We start from the raw sequence: 20,891 nt of genomic DNA, 5'->3' as shown, positions 1-20,891 counted from the left end.
CTTCGATGTCTGCTCAGCCAGCCGAAAATGTACTCGGGTTCGGGCCTATCCGGCCATCGGCCTTGTCCAGTTTCGTTATCGCATCGTGATCGGTTCCGTTGAGACGGAAATCGAAAATATCGAAGTTTTCCTTGATGCGGGCAGGCGTAACAGATTTCGGGATGACGATATTGCCCGTTTCGATGTGCCAACGCAGTATGACCTGTGCAACCGATTTGCCGTGCTTTGCTGCAATGGCTTTCAGCGTGGAGTCCTCCAGGATTCTACCCTGACCGAGCGGACTCCAGGCTTCTGTTGCGATGTTATGCTTGCTGTGGAAGAGACGCAACTCGTCCTGCTGGAACTGTGGATGCAATTCAATCTGGTTGAGAACTGGCGTAACACCGCTTTCCTTGATGACGCGTTCGAGATCGGCTGTGCGGAAGTTTGATACGCCGATGGATTTGGCGCGGCCTTCTTCTTTCAGTCTGAGAAACGCGCGCCATGTCTCCATGAAAAGGTCTTTTGATGGGATCGGCCAGTGGATGAGGTAAAGATCCACGTAGTCGGCACCAAGTTTTTTTAGGCTGGCATCGAACGCCTTCAGCGTCGGTTCATAGCCCTGTTCACTGTTCCACAATTTCGTGGTGAGGAAAATGTCGCCGCGCTCGATACCGGAATTTCTGATCGCCTTGCCGACGCCCTCTTCGTTGCCATAAATGGCAGCGGTATCAATATGACGATATCCTGCTTTCAACGCTTCGCTGACAGCAGTGATCGCTTCGTCGTTACCCACTTGCCAGACACCGTACCCGAGCTGCGGAATGTGATTGCCGTCGTTCAGTTTAACTGTCGGTACGGTCATAATTTATCCTTTCCCTCAGAAGCAATCGGCGCAGGGAAGCCCCGTTTTGCGCTTAAATGCTATTGACCTACATGCCGGTTTCGTCACCGGCACAACCGCCATCAGGCAGCCTTTTCCATACAATCTTTGGACTTTGCCATGGTCAGCATATGGGTGTTCGGAACAAAAGGAAAAGCCCCCTCAATAATGTTTCCAAGCCTGCAATCATTCTTTCTGTGCAGAAGTTTTGCTCTTTTCAGATTTATGAAAAAATGCGCCCGCCTTCGAGGGAGGGCGGGCGCAAATGACATGGAGAATGGTTCGCTAACGGACAACCACTTTTGCGCCAACATGAACCCGCTCATAAAGATCAGTGACATCTTCGTTGCGCATGCGAATGCAGCCTGACGACATTGCCTTGCCGATGGTCCATGGCTGATTGGTTCCGTGGATGCGATAAAGCGTGGAACCGAGATAAAGCGCGCGCGCTCCTAGCGGATTATTGATGCCGCCTTCCATGCGTGCGGGCAGGATACGTCCCTTTTTGCGCTCCCGTGCAATCATTTCCTTCGGTGGTGTCCAGGTTGGCCATTCGGCTTTGCGGCTGATGCGTTGTGAACCTTTCCAACTAAAACCTTGCTTCCCGACGCCAACGCCATATCGCATCGCTTTGCCGCTGGACTGAACAAGAAATAGAAAGCGCTTGCTTGTATCGATAACAATTGTTCCCGGCTTTTCATTGCCAGTATAGGACACCATCTGTGGTAGATAAGCGCGATCAATCCGGTGCTTTCGTACTGTGGCTGCCGCATCCGCAGCCTGGCGCTGATACGATACCTGACGGTAGCTCGATTTGCCCTTTTTTTTCTGCTTGACAGAAACATGCGGCGCTAGCTGTAAAGATTGCGGTACGGCCCTTATGCGGGCAGGTTGTCCGTGCAACTGAGCTACCCAAGGTGCAGAGAGATCTGGGCTAACACTCACCGGCGGCATTGTTGCATAGCGGTCGTTGGCAAACGCCATGCCTGTGCTGACGATGGAAACGGCAATCGCCGCAAGCGACCCGATTAAAAGAAGATAACGCGGTTTCATAATCCAGATCCGTCTCTTTGTACCAGAAATCCTTGTGGCACAGTTGCCCGTTACAACTCCTGACACCAATTGTCAGGAGAGCGACCCTCATCCTCGTGGGGGGATTGTGTGCCGGAATGGAATCGTAAAGGTAAATTTTGGTCGGATATGTCGCGTGAAGTTCCTTCAGATTGAAATTGTGGTTAGTGTCAGGTTGCGCGACATAATTAATTATATATGAAGTTTGAGAGGCGGAACGATGAGCGATGTCGTAGAGGCAAAAACCGGTCTGATCGTCGGCGCTGATGGAATGACGCGCTGCTTCTGGCCGGGCGAATTACCGGACTATCTCGCTTATCATGACAATGAATGGGGTGTTCCAGTCTCGGATGATTTCCGGCTTTTCGAGAAAATCTGCCTTGAAGGGTTCCAGTCGGGTCTGTCTTGGCTCACGATCTTACGCAAGCGGGAGAACTTTCGCGCAGCTTTCGACGGCTTCGATTTCCATCGCATTGCCCGGTATGGTCAAGCAGATGTGGAGCGTCTGCTAGGTGAGAAAGGCATCGTGCGTCACCGTGGCAAGATTGAATCCACAATTAACAACGCCGGACGCGCAATCGAGTTGGTTGCGGAGAAGGGGTCGCTGGCGGCCTATTTTTGGTCTTTCGAGCCTGGCGTAAAAGATCGTCCCGCCTTGGTAGACTATTCAACTCTTGTCGCCAATCCGAAGACCGAGACTTCTATTCGCATTTCCAAAGACCTGAAAAAGCGTGGCTGGTCGTTTGTTGGGCCAACGACGGTTTATGCTTTCATGCAAGCCATGGGGTTGGTGAATGACCACATTGAAGGTTGTCACTGTCGGCCTCACATTGAGAAATTGCGACAGAGTTTCAAACGGCCCAGCTAGCGCATCGATTGCTAAGCCGCATTATTTCTGCGAGAAACACCTCGTTCAATGTGGGAGTCGATCATGGATTTGGTGTCGTTGTTGGCATTCGCCGGTATTCTGGTTGTGGCGGCGGGTACGCCGGGGCCAAATGTTGGCGCGTTGGTGGCGCGTGTCATCAGCCGTGGCCACAAGGGCGTCTTTCCATTCATGTTCGGTCTATGGCTCGGTGATGCCATCTGGCTCTCGCTGGCAGTATGGGGATTGGCCGCGCTGGCCAACACTTTTCATACAGCCTTTCTCATTCTCAAATATGTGGGCGTAGCCTATCTGATCTATCTTTCGTGGAAGATGTGGATCGCTCCGGTAGGTGAAGTCGCAGATGAGAATGTCATTCCCCGTCAAGGTGAGGCTGGAAAGCTTTTCTTTAGCGCGCTGGCGATCACGCTCGGCAATCCGAAGATCATGGTTTTCTACCTTGCCATCTTGCCAACGGTCGTTGATATCACGCATGTTTCTCTGGTCGGTTGGGTCGAATTGCTGCTGGTCATGTTCGCAGTTCTAGCGGCAGTTGATACGGCATGGGTGGTGCTTGCAGCGCAGGCACGACGGTTTCTGCGCAGCCCCCGCATGATGCGAATTGCCAACCGAACCAGCGCCGGCATGATGGCGGGCGCGGCTGTCGCCATTGCGACACGCTGAACGTGCTTCCCGCACTTGCCGCAACGAACTTGATCGGTTAGGAAACCGGCAACAGAATTGATGCCGGTTACAATCGGTATGTTTGTATAAATCAGCGATCAGGCAGGAAAAATGGCCGATAAAGCGGACAAGATGAAGGCGCGATTGCCGCGTGGGTTTGTCGATCGGGTGCCAGATGATTTGCGCGCCGCTGAAAAGATGATGGCGACCATCCGGGAAGTATATGACCTTTATGGCTTCGAGCCGGTAGAAACTCCACTCGTAGAATATACTGATGCTCTCGGCAAGTTCCTTCCAGATCAGGATCGCCCGAACGAAGGCGTGTTTTCCTTTCAGGATGACGATGAACAATGGCTGTCGTTGCGCTATGATCTGACTGCTCCGTTGGCCCGTTTCGTTGCCGAAAACTACGAGTCGCTGCCAAAGCCTTATCGCAGTTATCGCAATGGCTGGGTGTTCCGCAATGAAAAGCCGGGGCCGGGGCGTTTCCGTCAGTTCATGCAGTTCGACGCCGACACGGTCGGTGCGCCGAATGTCTCGGCCGATGCCGAAATGTGTATGATGATGGCTGACACTCTTGAGCGTCTTGGTGTCCGTCGTGGCGATTATGCGATTCGCGTCAATAACCGCAAGGTTCTGGATGGCGTGCTGGATGCTATCGGTCTTGAAGGCGAAGGCAATGCCGCCAAGCGTCTCAATGTACTACGTGCCATCGACAAACTCGATAAGTTTGGACCTGAAGGCGTCCGCCTTTTGCTTGGTAAGGGTCGACTTGATGAGAGCGGCGATTTCACCAAAGGTGCCGAACTTTCCGATGCCGCAATCGAAAAAGTTCTCGCATTCACTGCGGCAGGTGCGGCGACTGGCGCCGATACGATAACGAATCTCCGCACTGTTGTTGCAGGGAACGCCAAGGGCGAAGAAGGCGTGACCGAACTCGCGGACATGCAGGCGCTGTTCTCGGCAGGCGGCTATGATGGTCGTGTGAAAATCGACCCGTCTGTTGTGCGCGGTCTTGAATATTATACCGGCCCGGTTTTCGAGGCAGAGCTTTTGTTCGACGTGACCAACGAAGACGGTCAGAAGGTCGTGTTCGGTTCGGTGGGTGGTGGAGGCCGTTACGATGGTCTCGTCTCACGCTTCCGGGGGGAACCGGTTCCGGCAACAGGTTTCTCCATTGGCGTCTCGCGTCTGATGACGGCTTTGAAGAATCTCGGCAAACTGGATGTAACCGATGTCGTCGGTCCAGTGGTGGTTCTGGTTATGGACAAGGATACGGAAAGCCTTGGCCGCTATCAGAAAATGGTCTCCGATCTGCGTCAGGCTGGCATTCGCGCTGAAATGTATGTTGGTGGGTCCGGCATGAAGGCGCAAATGAAATATGCGGATCGTCGTGAGGCTCCTTGTGTTATTATTCAGGGTTCCCAGGAACGTGAGGCTGGCGAGGTCCAGATCAAGGATCTCATTGAGGGCAAGCGTCTTTCTGCGGAGATAGAAGACAACGTGACCTGGCGTGAAAGTCGACCTGCGCAGATCACGGCCAAGGAAGATGACCTCATCGATGCCGTCCGTGAAATCCTTGCCGGTCAGGCGCGAGATCGTGCAGAACGAGCGAAGTGACGGAAACCATGGTTGGATCGAGCTCGTCTGGTGTTCTCAATTCTCTGCGTGCGACGCTTGAGGCGCGCGAAGCTGAACTTGTTGAAATTCCGCTGATACAGCCGGCCGACCCGTTTCTGGATATGGCGGGTGAGGATTTGCGTCGCCGTATCTTTCTCACCGAGAACGAGAATGGCGATAGCTTGTGCTTGCGGCCGGAATTTACCATCCCGGTCTGCCGCAATCACATCGCTCTTAATGCCGCCACGCCGAAGCGCTATGCCTATCTGGGTGAGGTTTTCCGTCAGCGTCGTGACGGAGCGGCTGAATTCCTTCAAGCTGGCATTGAAGACTTGGGCGCTTCCAACGAGGCGGCTTCGGATGCGCGCTCGATTGCCGACGCACTTTCCTGCGTTCGTGCCGCAGCTTTAGAAGCTGAACTCGAGATTGTTTTGGGCGACCAGTCAGTTTTTGCAGGCATGCTGAAAGCGCTGGGCCTGCCACAAGGCTGGCGCAAGAAGCTTCTGCGTTCTTTCGGCGATGCAAGTTCGATGGAACAGGTATTAATCGAACTGACCGGCGCCCAGCGGCGCGATCCATTGCCGGAAACGCTGGCCGTTCTTGTGGCTGAAGGCGATGAAACCGGGCTTGCGCGCATGCTGGAAACGGAAATGCTGGAAGCTGGCATTTCACCCAGCGCGGGGCGCTCGCCCGCAGAGATTGCGCGGCGGTTGATCGAGAAGGAAGATCTGGCGGCCACGCGCTTCCCAGCATCCGCGCTTGATCTTTTGAAGCAGTTTCTCGAAATGCGTGTATCGCTTGATTCAGCGGCCGTTACCTTGCGGGCTTTTGCATCGGAGCACACCCTTGATCTTGCTGCGGTGTTGCAGAAGTTTGAAGCGCGCAGCGAAGCCATTTCAGATGCCGGCATTGCCACAAAAGATATTATCTACGACGCCTCTTTCGGACGCCCGCTCGATTATTATACCGGACTTGTCTATGAGATACGTGCTCTTGGTGTGGGAAAGGACGCTGTTCTGGCAGGCGGCGGTCGTTATGATCGTCTTCTGACCATGTTGGGTGCTTCCGAAAACATCCCCGGTGTCGGCTTCTCCATCTGGATGGATAGGCTTCAGATGTTGGCGGGAGAGAAAAAATGAGTGTCACCCTCGCATTACCGTCGAAGGGACGGCTTAAAGAGCAGACGCTCGCAGTGCTAGATAAGGCAGGCTACAAAGTGATCCTGCCGGATGACTCTCGCAATTATCGAGCGCGTGTCGAGGGGGAGCCTGATCTCGATATTCTGTTTCTTTCAGCTTCCGAAATCGCTCGCGAGCTGGGTTATGGTAGCGTCGATCTGGGAGTTACAGGTGAAGATCTCGTTCGGGAGACCTTGGCGCATTCAGAAGAACGGGTGGCTATTGAAGCAGAACTAGGATTTGGTCATGCTGATGTGATCGTGGCAGTGCCTGAAGTCTGGCGTGATGTGACCAGCATGGCTGATCTCGATGATGTTGCTGCAGATTTCCGCCAGCGTCATGGTCGCCGTCTGCGCATAGCTACCAAATACTGGCGACTGACTCAGCAATTTTTTTCGCAGAAACACGGCATTCAGGTTTACCGTATTGTTGAAAGCCTGGGCGCTACGGAAGGCGCTCCGGCGGCGGGTTCCGCCGATATGATCGTGGATATTACCTCGACCGGTTCTACCTTGCGCGCCAATCGCCTCAAGGTTTTGGAAGACGGCATTATCCTGCGCTCGCAGGCTTGCCTTGTTTCAGCGCGCCGTAGCCGGGAAAATGCACGTGTCACAGAAGTTGCTGCTCGCATTCGCAAAGGATTGGACGGGTAGATAACTTCGAGTTTGTCTTTTTATGTTGCGGGTTGCGATTTCACAATCGTAACCCGGAGTAGCGCAGATGAGCCGTGTGCGGAGTTGGTTGATCGTTGTGCTTGTGAAACCATCAACTTCACGGTGCCGATGAGATCGAGTACACCCTGAGTCGCCATTGTTCATTGTGTCATCGTGCTACTGGACGCGCATTCAAGGCTGTCGGCGGAATAAGAATGAGCGCATTGGAAGAGACGAGCAATCAAGCTTCGCTTATGTTTCTTGGCAACGAGACCGATTACGACGTGCGCTGCGCCCCTTGTGGTTCTTTGCTGTATTCTATCGTTCGCGATGGGGAATATGTTCACGTCAATTATGGTGCGCTGGCCGACAATCCTAACCTAAAGCCTTCCGCCCATATTTTCGCTGGCTCTGAAGCTGCATGGTACGACATTCTGGACGACCGGCCTCAATTCGAGGGGTATCCGGCTTGTGGATCGCGCTGGCGACAAGGTTTTGGGTAAAATAAAACCGCGCCATGGATAAGGCGCGGCTTCTTTTCGTTATATTGACAGTACTTTATCAGCCGCGCTTTGCGTCGATCGAAAGCGAACCTGCGCCGTGCAGAGCGAGGATGAAAAGGCCGCCGGCAATCGCTAGGTTTTTCTGCGCCATCATGGCGTTCATGCCTTGCGAGAAGTCCATGTGGGCGACTAGCGTCGCTCCTATGGTGAACAGACCGACGATGGCTGCTGCTATACGCGTCTGAAAGCCGACAAGAATTGCGAGGCCGCCGACAAATTCGACCAGACCGACGATGACAGCCGTAACGGTTGGAACCGGTAGACCGAGGCCAGCGAAATAACCTGCGGTGCCCGAGATGGCGGTCAACTTGCCATAGCCGGCAAGGATGAAAAGAATGGAAAGAAAGATGCGAGCGATGAGCGTTACAACGCCATTCGACTGCGGAGTGATGGAGGACATGCGAGGCTATCTCCTGTTGAACTGCGGCATCATTTAACGGTTGCTGACTGTCAAGGAAAGCCGTCTAATCCTCGACAGTTCGTTTACAATATGAATACAATTCATTCCGGCGCAATCATTCTCTCAGGGCGCACCAGTTGCTCATAGTCGTCTTCAGAAACCAATCCACTCGCCAGGGCCTCTTCACGTAAAGTCGTTCCGTTCTTGTGAGCAGACTTGGCGATCTTGGCTGCGTTGTCATAACCGATGGCTGGGGCCAATGCGGTCACAAGCATTAGCGAGCGGTCCAACAGCTCTCTGATGCGGTTGAGGTTCGGTTCGATACCACCCACACAGTGATCAGCAAATGACACCATCGCGTCGCTAAGGATGCGGATTGATTGCAGAACATTATAAGCAATCACCGGTTTGAAGACATTGAGCTCAAAGTGGCCCTGGCTTGCGGCGACTGTAACCGTTGCCTGGTTGCCGAATACTTGTGTAGCCACCATTGTCAAAGCTTCAGCTTGGGTTGGATTGACCTTACCCGGCATGATAGAAGACCCCGGTTCGTTTTCCGGCAGTGACAGTTCACCAAGGCCAGAGCGAGGACCCGAACCGAGAAAACGAATATCGTTGGCTATCTTGAAAAGATCTGCGGCTAAAGAGTTCAGGCTACCGTGGAAGTTGAGAATGGCGCCATGGCTAGCAAGGGCTTCAAATTTGTTGGGAGCAGTCTTGAATGGAAGGCCGGTGATTTCGCTCACAGCTTCGGCAAAGCCCGTATCGAAACCGATTGGTGCGTTCAGGCCCGTGCCGACGGCGGTCCCTCCTTGCGCGAGCAGGAAGACGTCCGTGAGTGATTGCTCGATGCGATGGCGCGCATACTCCAATGCGGATCGATAACCGGAAAATTCCTGTCCGAGTGTCACCGGCGTGGCATCCTGCGTGTGTGTGCGGCCGATCTTGATGACATCCTTGAAGGCGTCCTCCTTGGCTTGCAGCGCCTTAGTTAAGCGCTCAAGCGCCGGATAGAGCCGATTGACTGCTTCAACCGCCGTGGCGATATGGATTGCTGTGGGGAAGCTGTCATTGGACGACTGACTCATATTCACATGGTCGTTGGGATGGACCGGTTTCTTGGTACCCATTTCACCGCCAAGAAGCTCGATAGCCCGGTTTGAAATGACCTCATTGGCATTCATATTGGATTGCGTTCCCGAACCAGTCTGCCAGACGACCAATGGAAAATTGTCATCTAGTTTGCCCTCAATGACTTCCGAGGCGGCTACCGCAATGACCTGACCGAGAACTGGATCGAGTTTACCGAGAGCAATATTGGTTTCAGCAGCCGCGCGTTTGACGACACCCAATGCATGAATCAACGGAAGCGGCATGCGCTCTGCGCCGATCCTGAAATTTTGTAGTGAGCGCTGCGTTTGGGCGCCCCAGTAGCGGTCCGCAGGAACATCAATCGGTCCGAACGTATCTGTTTCGGTTCGCGTAGCGGTCATGTCTGGTCTCCGGGTAACTTGGACTCGAAACCGAGCCGTCCAAAGCGAATATAGCACCGCCAAGTCCTTGGCGGGCTAGTGTTTCATCGTGAAACTTCTATAACGCAAACATTCGATAAAATATGATTATAAAAGTCAATTTTTATTGACCGGAGATCTGCGGTCAGGCGCCGTTATCTTCGTCGCTGTCATCCATTCCCGAAATCCAAGCGATCGGTTCGATCTTGCGTTGGGTTTTGCTATCGGTGAACGTCCACCATCCTGTATCGGTTTCATCCCATTGACCGCCACCGGCCTGCAATTGAGCCAGTGTTCTATACTGTGCAATTGACTCGTTGCGCTGATCGTCTTCGTCGGTCCAGACAACTGTTATCTTGCGCCCATCTTTGGGGGCTGTGGCGATAGGAAGCTCCTTATGCATCTGATCATCCATTTTATTGTGACTGCGGATAATCATAGGGCATACTATGCAAGCGGCAAGCCTGAACTCTAACGTTTAGGCGGCCCGTGGTCACTTAAGAGTCCTGTTCCGCCGATCAGCTTCCTAAGCCAGCCCAGTAATTCATGTAGGCGTCGAGCCGCGCAGTACGGTCGGGTGTCGCCATTGCGCACATCGGAAGAAATGCTGGTTGCTCTTGCCCGCTATGTTTGCATTGGCGTTAGAAAGCACAGATCAATGCTGCGAAATGAGGGCGGATTGTTGGGCGCGCAAGTGGAAAGACAGGCCGAAGCCTGCCTTTCCTGTTGCCTGAGACAGGACTTCCAAAGTGCGGGTGCAAACAGGAAGTCCATCTCTATGTCAGTCGGGATTGATCATGACTGACCGCGATAAGTCAATCAGAAGTTTCTAAAACAAAGAACTAACTATGCTAAAGCACGAGCAGAGTAAATTTTTCATAAATCACTGACGGTTACGCAACGTAAAAAGAAAGGCGGCCTTGAGCCGCCTTTCTCGCATTTTCATCGATGTGAGATGCTGGACTTTTAGAAGTCCATTCCACCCATTCCGCCCATGCCGCCAGGCATGCCAGCCGGAGCTGCATCCTTCTTAGGCAGTTCAGCAATCATTGCTTCCGTGGTGATCAGCAGGCCGGCAACCGATGCTGCGTTCTGCAGCGCGGTGCGGACAACCTTGACTGGGTCGACAACGCCAGCCTTGATCAGGTCGCCGAATTCGCCATTGGCAGTGTTGTAGCCATAGGTTTCAGAGGCGTTTTCAAGAATCTTGCCAACGATAACCGAAGCTTCTTCACCAGCATTGGTCGTGATCTGACGAGCTGGAGCTTGCAAAGCGCGACGAACGATGTTGATACCAGCTTCCTGATCGGCATTGATGCCCTTTGCTGCAATCTTGGCCGAAGCGCGAAGCAGAGCGGTACCACCGCCAGCAACGATACCTTCTTCAACCGCAGCGCGGGTTGCGTTCAGGGCGTCGTCAACGCGATCCTTCTTTTCCTTCACTTCAACTTCCGTTGCACCGCCAACGCGGATAACTGCTACGCCGCCAGCAAGCTTAGCAAGACGTTCCTGCAGCTTTTCACGATCGTAGTCGGAAGTGGTTTCTTCGATCTGCTGCTTGATCTGGCCAACGCGAGCGTCGATCTCTGCCTTTTTGCCAGCGCCATCAACGATGGTGGTGTTTTCCTTGGTGATCGACACCTTCTTGGCGCGGCCGAGCATGTCGAGCGTAACGCTTTCGAGCTTGATGCCGAGATCTTCGGAAATAACCTGACCACCTGTGAGGATCGCGATGTCTTCGAGCATTGCCTTGCGGCGATCACCGAAGCCAGGAGCCTTAACAGCAGCAATCTTCAGGCCGCCACGCAGCTTGTTGACAACGAGGGTTGCAAGAGCCTCGCCTTCGACGTCTTCGGCGATGATGACGAGCGGCTTTGAAGTCTGAACGACAGCTTCGAGAACCGGCAGAAGAGCCTGAAGGTTCGAGAGCTTCTTTTCGTGCAGAAGAATATATGCGTCTTCGAGATCAGCAACCATCTTGTCAGGGTTGGTGACGAAGTATGGCGACAGGTAGCCGCGGTCGAACTGCATGCCTTCAACGACTTCGAGCTCGGTTTCAGCGGTCTTGGCTTCTTCAACCGTGATCACGCCTTCATTGCCGACCTTCTGCATCGCCTCAGCGATCATCTTGCCGATTTCAGCTTCGCCGTTAGCGGAGATCGTGCCGACCTGCGCAACTTCTTCTGAAGTGTTGATCTTCTTTGCCTTCTTGAGCAATTCAGCAACAACTTCAGCAACTGCGAGGTCGATACCGCGCTTGAGGTCCATCGGGTTCATGCCGGCAGCAACAGCCTTGGCACCTTCCTGAACGATGGCCTGACCGAGAACGGTCGCAGTGGTGGTGCCGTCACCAGCAGTGTCGTTGGTCTTGGAAGCCACTTCGCGCAGCATCTGTGCGCCCATGTTTTCGAACTTGTCTTCGAGTTCGATTTCCTTGGCGACCGATACGCCGTCCTTGGTGATGCGTGGAGCGCCGAAGGACTTGTCGATAACAACGTTACGACCCTTAGGGCCGAGCGTTACCTTAACAGCGTCAGCGAGGATATCGACGCCGCGCAGCATCTTTTCGCGCGCAGTGCGGCCGAATTTTACGTCTTTTGCAGCCATTGTACTCTCCTGGGAATATCCCGGTCAGATTATGGTGAATTGGATTTCTTGGATAAAGGCGAAATGCTTTTGGCTGATCAGCCAACGATACCCAGAATGTCGGATTCCTTCATGATCAGCAGATCTTCGCCGCCGATCTTGACTTCGGTGCCCGACCACTTGCCGAACAGAACCTTGTCGCCAGCCTTCACCTCCAGAGCGATCAGCTTACCAGCTTCGTCGCGAGCGCCAGCGCCAACAGCGACGATTTCGCCTTCCTGCGGCTTTTCCTTGGCGGTGTCAGGGATGATGATGCCGCCAGCGGTCTTGGCTTCCGATTCAACGCGACGAACGACGACGCGGTCATGAAGCGGGCGGAACTTGATATCAGCCATGGTATAACCCTTGGTGTTATAGACGTTGAACCCTGTTAACGGATCGATCCGATCCGCGCTTGTTAGCACTCATCGTACGAGAGTGCTAACGTGGCTCTGAGATAGAAGCGGGACTTCGACTTGTCAAGATTGCCTGAGAAAATTGACAGTCAAATGATGGTTAATTTCCACCATCCTTGCCAACGGACAGCCAAGTGGTGACAGGGCATGGCTACCCCTGCATATGGGGACGTGATTGGGGATATCAATCGACAAGGCGCAAGTTTGACAATTCATCGCCGATTTGCCGGAAGGTTTCCGCAAGATTTCCACCTGTGGAGTTCCAGAAAAGTTTTGCGGGTTTGCCGCCTTCCGTGCGAACACGCGAGTTGGAAGAGCAGGATTTAAGAAGATCGATCTGCGCTTTCTCATCGCTTTTGCTAGTGCTGAGATCAAGTGCCACTGTCATGATGATGACATTTGCAGTCTTTGCGTTGTTGCAGAGAGTGTCGAATTTAGCATTCATGGCTTTGCCATAGACCGCGTTGTCTTGCGACACACTGACACTCGTCTCCTGAAATAGGCGTGTACGTCCATATTCAGCAGGAACTTCACGAGTATAGCCATAGGCTGAATAATAGGATTGGTTGTCAGCGCGATCCGAGCCGTTGCTTCCCAGAAGAGATTTATAAGTATAATAAGTGTTTGCGCCGTCGGTCAGAACGATCACGACTTTGTCGTTTCCCCGTTCGCTTTCGGGCCGCCCCTCGCTGAAGGGGGCAGCGTGAGCAATCGTTCGCCATCCCCATGCCAACCCTTCAGGCACGTTCGTGCCACCGCTTGACTTCATGGCGTCAATTGCGCTCAGGATCGCTTTTTTTCCTTCGTCGCGGGAAACATCGGTAAGCAGCGTTAGTGGAGAGGTGGTGCAGCTATAATTCGGTCCGCCACCCTCAGGGCGTTCGATTCGAGATTTGAGGTAGTACTTGGTGACATCGCGCTGAAGTTTCAGATAATCTTTGCCGGGCGAAGTTTCTGCCCACCAATAGTTTAGTCCGCGATCGCGGCCACTGTTGTAGTATTCGCTGGGCGCAAACATTGGCACGAACATGGTTGCTGGATTGCTGGTCACGGGTGGAGAAACATTCAGTGCATATTTGCCACTGCGAGCTTCAATACATCCTGCCCATTTTAGCCAAGATGTAGAGTCTCTGGCTGAAATGTCATTATAAAGAACAGTGCGGGAAAAAGGCTTTCCATCATCGGGTCCCCACCCCGAGCCGGATTTGTAAAAACGTTTACTTCCGACCGGGTCTTCAATGATCTTGCGTTGGTTATCGATTGTAATGGGCAGGTCGAAGTTCTCGAAGCTGATCTTATTCAACCCTGTGGTATCCATCCATGGTGCATTTAAATATTGCGGACCGACATTGACGGAACCTGCGAATGGAACCAGAGAAAACTGCACGGGCCTTTCGACCTGCGTAATGATGGAGGATTGGGCGGCCATGGTCTCTACCAATTGCTTGGCCGCATCCTTGAGCAAGTCCATGCGTTTTTTATTAGAGCCGCTTCCGTAGTAATCCATTGAGCCGGAGTTATCGAGGACCAACGATACTTCAATGGTGTTTTTGAGTCTTACAGAAGATTTTAGTGCATAAGCTTTGTTGTCCCAGTCGTTTTGTTTTGAACCCAGCAGGCGAGATGCAATGACGCCAAAAAGAGATTTATATGTGAATTTGGCAGTTGCTTGTATTTGCTGCTCCTTTTCCCTGCTTTCTGGAAAATCTACCTGAAACTGAACGGCATTGACGCTCAACGCAGTGAGATTCGCGTTGAATATCTGTGCTCCGTAGACTTGCATGTCGGATTGTGGAGCGCCGGTAGAAAACTTCTTGCCGACGGCTAGTGCCGCTGCGTCAAGTGAAGCCTGTACATTGTTCCGCACACGCATGAGATTTGCTGTGTCAACTGCTACCATGCCAGCGAGAAGCAGCGGTACCAGCACCACCGCCGTAATCATTGCGAAGTTGCCACGCTCGTCATCGATGAAGATCGTGCTGAAGGATTGACGCAAATATTTAGGAAGCCTGAGGGCCTGCGTGATCCAGTTTTTCAATTTGGCCCTCGCCGACGGTTGTGTCTATGACACATAAAATGAAAAGTTGTATCGGCTCCTATCAGCATCTTTCTAACAGTCGGTCACAAAGCACGGTAAATGATCGATGAAATCGGCTATGGGATAATTGGACGCGCTCTGCGGATCGGATATTCAGGCCAAAGGCCGTGACAGAAGTGGCTGGCTGCGTTAGATGGATCGCTGGCTGCCTTTGGCAGTTTTCATACACTCTATAGCGGTTCTCGCCTTACAGATGAATTATCAAGAGGAAACCATGAAGCAGCTCGAACGCCTCGACGATCTGACCGACCAGTACGATGTGCTCTTCTGCGATGTATGGGGTGTGGTGCACAACGGCGTGACTGCCTATCCGGCTGCAATTGAGGCGCTGAAGCGCGCGCGGGCTAAAGGTGTTACGGTCATTCTTGTGACAAATTCTCCAAGGCCACATCCAGATGTGGAGAAGCAGATGCTCGGTCTCGGCGTTCCCGTCGATACTTATGATCGTGTAGTCACATCAGGCGATGTAACCCGCGATCTGATCGCGGAAGGCCCACGCAAGGTATTTCATATTGGCTGTGAACGCGAGCTGACAATCTATGACGGCCTTGATGTTGAATTGGTCGAAGAATTTGAAGCTTCGGGTGTTGTCTGCACAGGGCTATATGATGATGAAAGCGAAACACCGGACGACTATAAGGAATTGCTGGCCCGGTTGCGCTCACGCAATCTTCCATTCATCTGCGCCAATCCAGATATTATGGTTGAGCGTGGCACGCGCCTTATCTGGTGTGCGGGCGCCCTTGCCCGCGAGTATGGCCAGCTCGGCGGGCGTACTCTGATAGCTGGAAAGCCGCATCGCCCGATTTACGAGGCAGCATTGCGGTTTGCCGACGAGATTCGAGGCGAGAAAGTCGAGAAAAGTCGCATTCTTGGCATCGGTGATGGGGTTCTGACTGATGTGAAAGGCGCTGCCAACTTCGGGCTTGACGTACTTTATATCTCCGGCGGAGTTCATGCCGCAGACTATACCGACGGCGGTACGGTTGACATTGACCGAATGGAGGCGTTTCTCCAGAAGCACGGAAACAGACCAGTTGCAGCGCTTACTGCTCTTGTTTGAACCTCAGTAATCTCGTTACGAACAATCGAAGCCCAGACTAAGATGAGCAAACCCAGCTTTCAGCGCATTTCTGGAATGGATTCCTTGCCGGAAGGCCTGCGGAATTGTGTGGTGGCAATCGGGAATTTCGATGGTGTCCACCGTGGCCACCAGGCAGTACTTGAACGTGCGCTGGAGATCGCCGGAAAGCGCGACCTGCCGGCGGTGGTTCTGACTTTTGAACCGCATCCACGCAGCTTTTTCAAACCAGACGCGCCGATTGATCGTTTGACTGCAGCGGCGAAAAAGGCAGAAATACTGCGTCTGATGGGATTTGATGCTGTTGTTGAGCAACCCTTTACCAGTGAGTTTTCATCCCGCTCGGCTGAAGATTTCGTAGAGCACATTTTGGTTGAGCGATTACAAGCCAACTGTGTGGTCACCGGGTATGATTTTCATTTCGGTAAAGGAAGGCGTGGGACGCCAGAGTTTCTTCAAAAGGCCGGTGAAAATGCGGGCTTCACGGTTACGTTGGTGGACGCCTTCACAGATGAAGGTGACAATCTTGTTTCATCAACCCGTATAAGAAATCTGCTTTGCGAAGGTGACGTGGTTCAAGCATCTGGCCTTCTTGGTTATCGTTACATGGCGTGCGGAGAAGTCATTCATGGCAAGAAGCTGGGGCGAACGCTTGGATTTCCGACTGCCAACATGAAAATTGACGGGCAGGCAGGCTTGAAACATGGAATCTACGCTGTCAGGTTCAGACGCCAGAACGGGGAACTCCATGACGGGGTTGCAAGTTTCGGTCGTCGCCCGACTGTCGATAGTGACGGTGCACCTCTTCTTGAAACCTTTCTGTTTGATTTTTCCGGCGATCTTTATGGTGAAACGGCGTGCGTATCTTTCTTTGGCTTTCTACGCGGTGAGATCAAGTTTGAAGGCCTTGAAGCGCTTATCGAGCAGATGAAGCACGATGATGCAGAAGCGCGAGCCCTGCTGGCGAGTGCGAAGCCATTGTCGGAACTCGATCGCTTGCTTTCCTTCGAGCGAGGCGAAGTTCCGGTTTCGCTTTCCACTTAAGATTTAAATCAAATTTTACTTATTCTCGACAAAAAGAGATAAATGCCTCAAAACTTGTTGGGGCTCTTTTTGTTGGAGTTTAATGTGGCACGTATTGTTCCTCTGGCGCTCGTTGCAGGTGCCGCATCCCTGACGGGTGGTTCGCTCGCTTTCTCCGCAGATGTACAACAAGCCGATATTTATGCGGCGGAAACGGTGCCGCCTGTCCGCAAGCATTTTTGGTCTGGCGATTGGTATCTCAAGGTCGGTGCGGCTGGTCTCGTAGCTCCGAAGTTCGAAGGCTCAAACAAGTATCGCTTCTCTGCTCAACCGTTGATCTCGCTAGGCCGACAAGGGCAGGCTACGCGCTTTTCGTCGAGGAATGACAACGTATCTTTCGCTCTCATCGACAATGATCGCTTCCGCGTTGGATTCGCCGGTAAGCTGTTGTTCAAGCGGGATGACAATATCCATGGTTTGAAAGATACAAAATTTGGTGGTGAAGCCGGTGCATTCGTTGACGCTTATCCAACCGACTGGCTGCGTGTGCGGGGCGAAGTGCGTCAAGGCATCCATGCACATAAGGGCGTCGTAGCCGATATTGCGGCCGATGCGTTCTACGATGTTACGCCGACGGTTCGCGTTTCGGGTGGTCCGCGAGCCACCTTTGCCTCAAAGGATTACTTCAAGACTTATTTCGGCGTTGATTCCGACGAGGCGGCTGCATCCGGTCTGTCAGAATACAATCCGGGCGGGGGCTTCAAGTCAGCGGGCGTTGGCGGTGCCATCACTTGGAAGGCGACCGAAAAGATCGATACCAGCCTGTTCGGTGAATATAGTCGGTTGCAAGGGCCGGCGAGAGGTTCAAGCATCGTCAAGGAACGTGGATCTCCGAACCAATTCATGATTGGCGTTTCTGCAACTTACCGTTTCGATTTCTCGCTGGATTGATCTCAGCGGCATCAATGTGAACCTTTTCAGGGCAGGGATGCAGTTTTATTGCTTCTTTGCCCGTCTGGCCCCTTTATTCCTGCGAAGCTCATTGCTACAAGCGTCTCCATGATGACGGATTATCGGCTCATGACGGCCATACGAATTATTGGCCCGGCCTCCCGCTTTGCCTGAATGGCTGCTTTGCCAGGCAATATCTGGCGCGGAGGTCCGGGAGCGACCGGCTGTGCTTTACAGTCCCCCTGTTTCTTTGATCCACATGCCCGCCATCTCTGGCCGGGGCTTCACAGGCAAGTATCCTCATGACTGAGACGACTAAAATCGATTACTCCAAAACACTTTATCTTCCGCAAACCGAATTTCCGATGCGTGCTGGCCTGCCGCAACGCGAACCATTGTTCGTCGAGCGTTGGGAGAGCATGAACCTCTATAAGAGGCTGCGTGAACAGGCCAAGGACCGCCCGCTTTATGTGCTGCATGACGGCCCGCCCTATGCTAACGGCAATATCCATATTGGCCATGCGCTGAACAAAATCCTCAAGGACGTCATTACGCGCTCTTTCCAGATGCGCGGATACAATTCGAATTACGTTCCGGGCTGGGATTGCCACGGTCTGCCGATCGAGTGGAAGATCGAGGAAAAATATCGCGCCGCAGGCAAGAATAAAGACGAGGTTCCGATCAACGAATTTCGCCGTGAATGCCGCGAGTTTGCTTCCAGTTGGATCAAGGTTCAGACCGAAGAATTCAAGCGGCTTGCAATTCTTGGCGATTTTGAGAATCCGTACACCACGATGAATTTCCACGCGGAGTCGCGCATCGCTGGCGAGCTTCTGAAATTTGCGGCCTCGGGGCAGCTTTATCGTGGCTCAAAGCCGGTAATGTGGTCCGTCGTGGAACGCACAGCGCTGGCTGAAGCCGAAGTCGAGTATCACGACGTCGAGTCGGATATGATTTGGGTGAAGTTTCCAGTTGCCGGACAAAGCGATCTCTCCGGTAGCGCGGTAGTGATCTGGACAACTACACCCTGGACCATTCCCGGCAACCGCGCGGTGTCTTATTCGTCGCGTATAGACTATGGTCTTTATGAAGTCACAGAAGCTGAAAATGATTTCGGGCCGCGCCCCGGCGAAAAGCTTATTTTCGCCGACAAGTTAGCCGAAGAAAGTTTTGCCAAGGCGAAGCTGGAGTTCAGGCGTCTCCGTGGTGTTGCGGCTGACGAACTGGGCAAAGCCGTTCTCGAGCACCCCCTCAAGGGCTTTGGCGGCGGTTATGAATTCGTTGTGCCGATGCTCGATGGCGATCATGTCACTGACGATGCCGGGACGGGTTTTGTACACACTGCTCCAAGCCATGGTCGCGAAGACTTTGAAGCATGGATGAATAATGTCCGCGAGCTGGAAGCGCGCGGTATTGATGTGGCGATCCCATTCCCCGTTGATGATGGCGGTTTCTACACCAAAGATGCGCCAGGCTTCGGTCCTGATCGTGAAGGGGGGGCTGCACGCGTCATCGATGATAACGGCAAGAAGGGTGACGCCAACAAATCCGTCATGGATCAGTTGATTGCACGCGACAAACTGTTCGCGCGCGGCCGCCTGAAGCACTCCTATCCGCATTCGTGGCGCTCGAAGAAGCAGATCATCTTCCGTAACACGCCGCAGTGGTTCGTTTATATGGACAAGAACCTCGGTGACGGTACGACCTTGCGGTCGCGCGCATTGAAGGCGATCGACGATACGCGTTTCGTACCGGCAGCCGGACAGACGCGCCTGCGTTCTATGATCGAAGGCCGCCCGGACTGGGTTTTGTCGCGCCAGCGCGCCTGGGGTGTGCCAATCTGCGTTTTCGTAGATGAAGAAGGCAATATTCTTCAGGACGATGCAGTTAACAAACGTATCCTCGATGCCTTTGAGGTAGAGGGCGCAGATGCTTGGTTTGCAGAAGGTGCCCGTGAACGTTTCCTGGGAAGCCGCGCCAATGAAGGTTGGACGCAGGTACGCGACATTCTGGACGTCTGGTTCGATTCTGGCTCGACTCACACATTCACGCTGGAAGACCGCCCGGATATGAAATGGCCAGCGGACGTCTACCTGGAGGGCTCCGACCAGCATCGTGGCTGGTTCCATTCGTCGTTGCTGGAAAGTTGCGGTACACGTGGCCGTGCGCCATATAATGCTGTTGTGACCCATGGGTTCACCATGGACGAACACGGCAAGAAGATGTCGAAATCACTCGGCAACACCGTGACGCCGCAGGATGTTATCAAGGAATCTGGCGCGGATATTCTGCGTCTTTGGGTTATGACCACCGATTACTGGGAGGACCAGCGCCTCGGCAAGAGCATTATCCAGACCAATATTGATGCCTATCGCAAATTGCGCAATACGATCCGCTGGATGTTGGGTACCCTTGCCCATGACGAGGGCGAGAATGTCGCTCATGCTGATCTGCCGGAACTTGAGCGCCTGATGCTGCATCGGCTGACGGAACTGGAGGAAGTTGTGCGGTCTGGATACGATGCATTCGATTTCAAGCGGATTGCCCGTACACTCATCGATTTCATGAATGTCGAACTTTCGGCTTTCTATTTCGACATCCGCAAGGATGCGCTCTACTGTGATGCTCCGTCGAGCATTCGGCGCAAGGCTGCGCTTCAAACCGTGCGCGAAATCTTCGACCGAGTGACGACCTGGTTGGCACCAATGTTGCCTTTCACCATGGAAGAAGCTTGGCTTGATCGTTATCCGCAGGCGGTTTCCGTTCACGCCGAGCAGTTCCGCCCGGCGCCAGCGGAATGGCGGGATGATGTGCTGGCCGAAAAGTGGCGCAAGGTTCGCGCAGTTCGCCGTGTCGTGACCGGTGCTCTCGAACTGGAGCGTGCGGACAAGCGTATTGGGTCATCGCTGGAAGCCGCTCCCGTCGTCTATATTTCCGACAAGAGCTTGACCGATTCGCTCGACGGCCTCGATTTCGCAGAAATATGCATCACCAGTGGCATATCTTTGAGTGATGCTGCAGCACCGGAAAACGCTTTCACACTCGGTGATGTGAAGGGCGTGGCTGTTGTGCCTGCACGCGCCGAAGGTGAGAAGTGCGCTCGTTCATGGCGGTATACAACGGACGTGGGTTCTGATCCTGAGTTCCCTGAGGTCTCGGCGCGAGATGCCGTTGCGCTTCGTGAACTCAAGGCGCTCGGCAAGCTGGATGTCTGATTGAATTCAAAGGATTTGCCCTCGGCGTTACCTTGCCGGGGGCGTTTTGAGCGGAAACAGGGTTGCAAACCTCGT

18 protein-coding genes are annotated in these 20,891 nt (G+C 53.3%); 10 read left to right on the top strand and 8 right to left on the bottom strand.

What is annotated here, in order from left to right; all coding sequences use genetic code 11:
* Positions 1-13 precede the first annotated feature (13 nt).
* Together FJQ48_RS07680 and FJQ48_RS07675 are read right to left on the bottom strand one after the other, a co-directional pair.
* Positions 14-844 (bottom strand): aldo/keto reductase, encoded by an 831-nt coding sequence (locus FJQ48_RS07680; RefSeq protein WP_139974572.1) that lies wholly within the window; start codon positions 842-844, stop codon positions 14-16.
* A 303-nt stretch (positions 845-1,147) separates the two neighbouring features.
* A complete protein-coding gene (locus tag FJQ48_RS07675; RefSeq protein ID WP_139974571.1) occupies positions 1,148-1,915 on the bottom strand; it encodes a L,D-transpeptidase in 768 nt (255 codons plus the stop codon).
* A 238-nt stretch (positions 1,916-2,153) separates the two neighbouring features.
* On the opposite strand from FJQ48_RS07675, the gene FJQ48_RS07670 reads away from it, so the two are divergent.
* From FJQ48_RS07670 to FJQ48_RS07645, 6 genes are all read left to right on the top strand, one after another.
* Positions 2,154-2,801, top strand: a complete 648-nt coding sequence (locus FJQ48_RS07670; RefSeq protein WP_139974570.1) for a DNA-3-methyladenine glycosylase I — start codon at positions 2,154-2,156, stop codon at positions 2,799-2,801.
* A 63-nt stretch (positions 2,802-2,864) separates the two neighbouring features.
* On the top strand, positions 2,865-3,482 hold the full coding sequence (locus tag FJQ48_RS07665; protein WP_139974569.1) for a LysE family translocator: 618 nt from the start codon (positions 2,865-2,867) through the stop codon (positions 3,480-3,482).
* Between the two features lie 111 nt (positions 3,483-3,593).
* Positions 3,594-5,102 (top strand): histidine--tRNA ligase, encoded by a 1,509-nt coding sequence (gene hisS / locus FJQ48_RS07660; RefSeq protein WP_139974568.1) that lies wholly within the window; start codon positions 3,594-3,596, stop codon positions 5,100-5,102.
* A gap of 8 nt (positions 5,103-5,110) precedes the next feature.
* The gene (locus tag FJQ48_RS07655; protein WP_139974567.1) at positions 5,111-6,241 is read left to right on the top strand and encodes an ATP phosphoribosyltransferase regulatory subunit; all 1,131 of its coding nucleotides are present in this window, start codon (positions 5,111-5,113) and stop codon (positions 6,239-6,241) included.
* Positions 6,238-6,933: an ATP phosphoribosyltransferase gene (gene hisG / locus FJQ48_RS07650; protein WP_139974566.1), complete on the top strand. Its 696-nt coding sequence runs from the start codon at positions 6,238-6,240 to the stop codon at positions 6,931-6,933. The genes FJQ48_RS07655 and hisG overlap by 4 nt, the downstream gene beginning before the upstream one ends.
* Before the next feature lie 215 nt (positions 6,934-7,148).
* Positions 7,149-7,436, top strand: coding sequence for a GFA family protein (locus tag FJQ48_RS07645; RefSeq protein ID WP_247870319.1), 288 nt, complete (start codon positions 7,149-7,151; stop codon positions 7,434-7,436).
* A gap of 58 nt (positions 7,437-7,494) precedes the next feature.
* Here FJQ48_RS07645 and FJQ48_RS07640 read toward each other — a convergent pair whose 3' ends face one another.
* From FJQ48_RS07640 to FJQ48_RS07615, 6 genes are all read right to left on the bottom strand, one after another.
* On the bottom strand, positions 7,495-7,896 hold the full coding sequence (locus FJQ48_RS07640) for a DoxX family protein (protein ID WP_139974564.1): 402 nt from the start codon (positions 7,894-7,896) through the stop codon (positions 7,495-7,497).
* 101 nt (positions 7,897-7,997) lie between these two features.
* The gene (gene fumC, locus FJQ48_RS07635; protein WP_139974563.1) at positions 7,998-9,389 is read right to left on the bottom strand and encodes a class II fumarate hydratase; all 1,392 of its coding nucleotides are present in this window, start codon (positions 9,387-9,389) and stop codon (positions 7,998-8,000) included.
* Between the two features lie 163 nt (positions 9,390-9,552).
* Positions 9,553-9,810, bottom strand: a complete 258-nt coding sequence (locus tag FJQ48_RS07630; RefSeq protein ID WP_139974562.1) for a hypothetical protein — start codon at positions 9,808-9,810, stop codon at positions 9,553-9,555.
* Positions 9,811-10,373: 563 nt separating this feature from the next.
* Entirely contained in the window at positions 10,374-12,014 is a 1,641-nt protein-coding gene (gene groL, locus FJQ48_RS07625; RefSeq protein ID WP_139974561.1) for a chaperonin GroEL, read from the bottom strand.
* A gap of 77 nt (positions 12,015-12,091) precedes the next feature.
* Complete coding sequence (gene groES / locus FJQ48_RS07620) at positions 12,092-12,388, bottom strand: co-chaperone GroES (protein WP_006472506.1); 297 nt, start codon at positions 12,386-12,388, stop codon at positions 12,092-12,094.
* 244 nt (positions 12,389-12,632) lie between these two features.
* The gene (locus FJQ48_RS07615) at positions 12,633-14,486 is read right to left on the bottom strand and encodes a pilus assembly protein TadG-related protein (protein WP_247870318.1); all 1,854 of its coding nucleotides are present in this window, start codon (positions 14,484-14,486) and stop codon (positions 12,633-12,635) included.
* Positions 14,487-14,760: 274 nt separating this feature from the next.
* On the opposite strand from FJQ48_RS07615, the gene FJQ48_RS07610 reads away from it, so the two are divergent.
* The 4 genes from FJQ48_RS07610 (at position 14,761) to ileS (ending at position 20,816) form a co-directional block, all read left to right on the top strand.
* Complete coding sequence (locus FJQ48_RS07610) at positions 14,761-15,609, top strand: TIGR01459 family HAD-type hydrolase (RefSeq protein ID WP_139974560.1); 849 nt, start codon at positions 14,761-14,763, stop codon at positions 15,607-15,609.
* A gap of 42 nt (positions 15,610-15,651) precedes the next feature.
* Positions 15,652-16,671 carry a bifunctional riboflavin kinase/FAD synthetase gene (locus FJQ48_RS07605; protein WP_139974559.1) on the top strand — a complete coding sequence of 340 codons (1,020 nt, stop codon included), beginning with the start codon at positions 15,652-15,654 and terminating at the stop codon, positions 16,669-16,671.
* 84 nt (positions 16,672-16,755) lie between these two features.
* A complete protein-coding gene (locus FJQ48_RS07600; protein WP_247870317.1) occupies positions 16,756-17,601 on the top strand; it encodes a MipA/OmpV family protein in 846 nt (281 codons plus the stop codon).
* A gap of 302 nt (positions 17,602-17,903) precedes the next feature.
* Positions 17,904-20,816 (top strand): isoleucine--tRNA ligase, encoded by a 2,913-nt coding sequence (ileS, locus tag FJQ48_RS07595; protein WP_139974557.1) that lies wholly within the window; start codon positions 17,904-17,906, stop codon positions 20,814-20,816.
* The last annotated feature ends 75 nt before the right edge of the window (positions 20,817-20,891 follow it).

The sequence above is a fragment of the Ochrobactrum sp. CGA5 genome (assembly GCF_006345815.1).
Classification (GTDB): Bacteria; Pseudomonadota; Alphaproteobacteria; order Rhizobiales; family Rhizobiaceae; genus Brucella.
The sequence above is the reverse complement of the archived record's forward strand: the minus strand, read 5'-3'. Positions and strand labels throughout refer to the sequence as shown.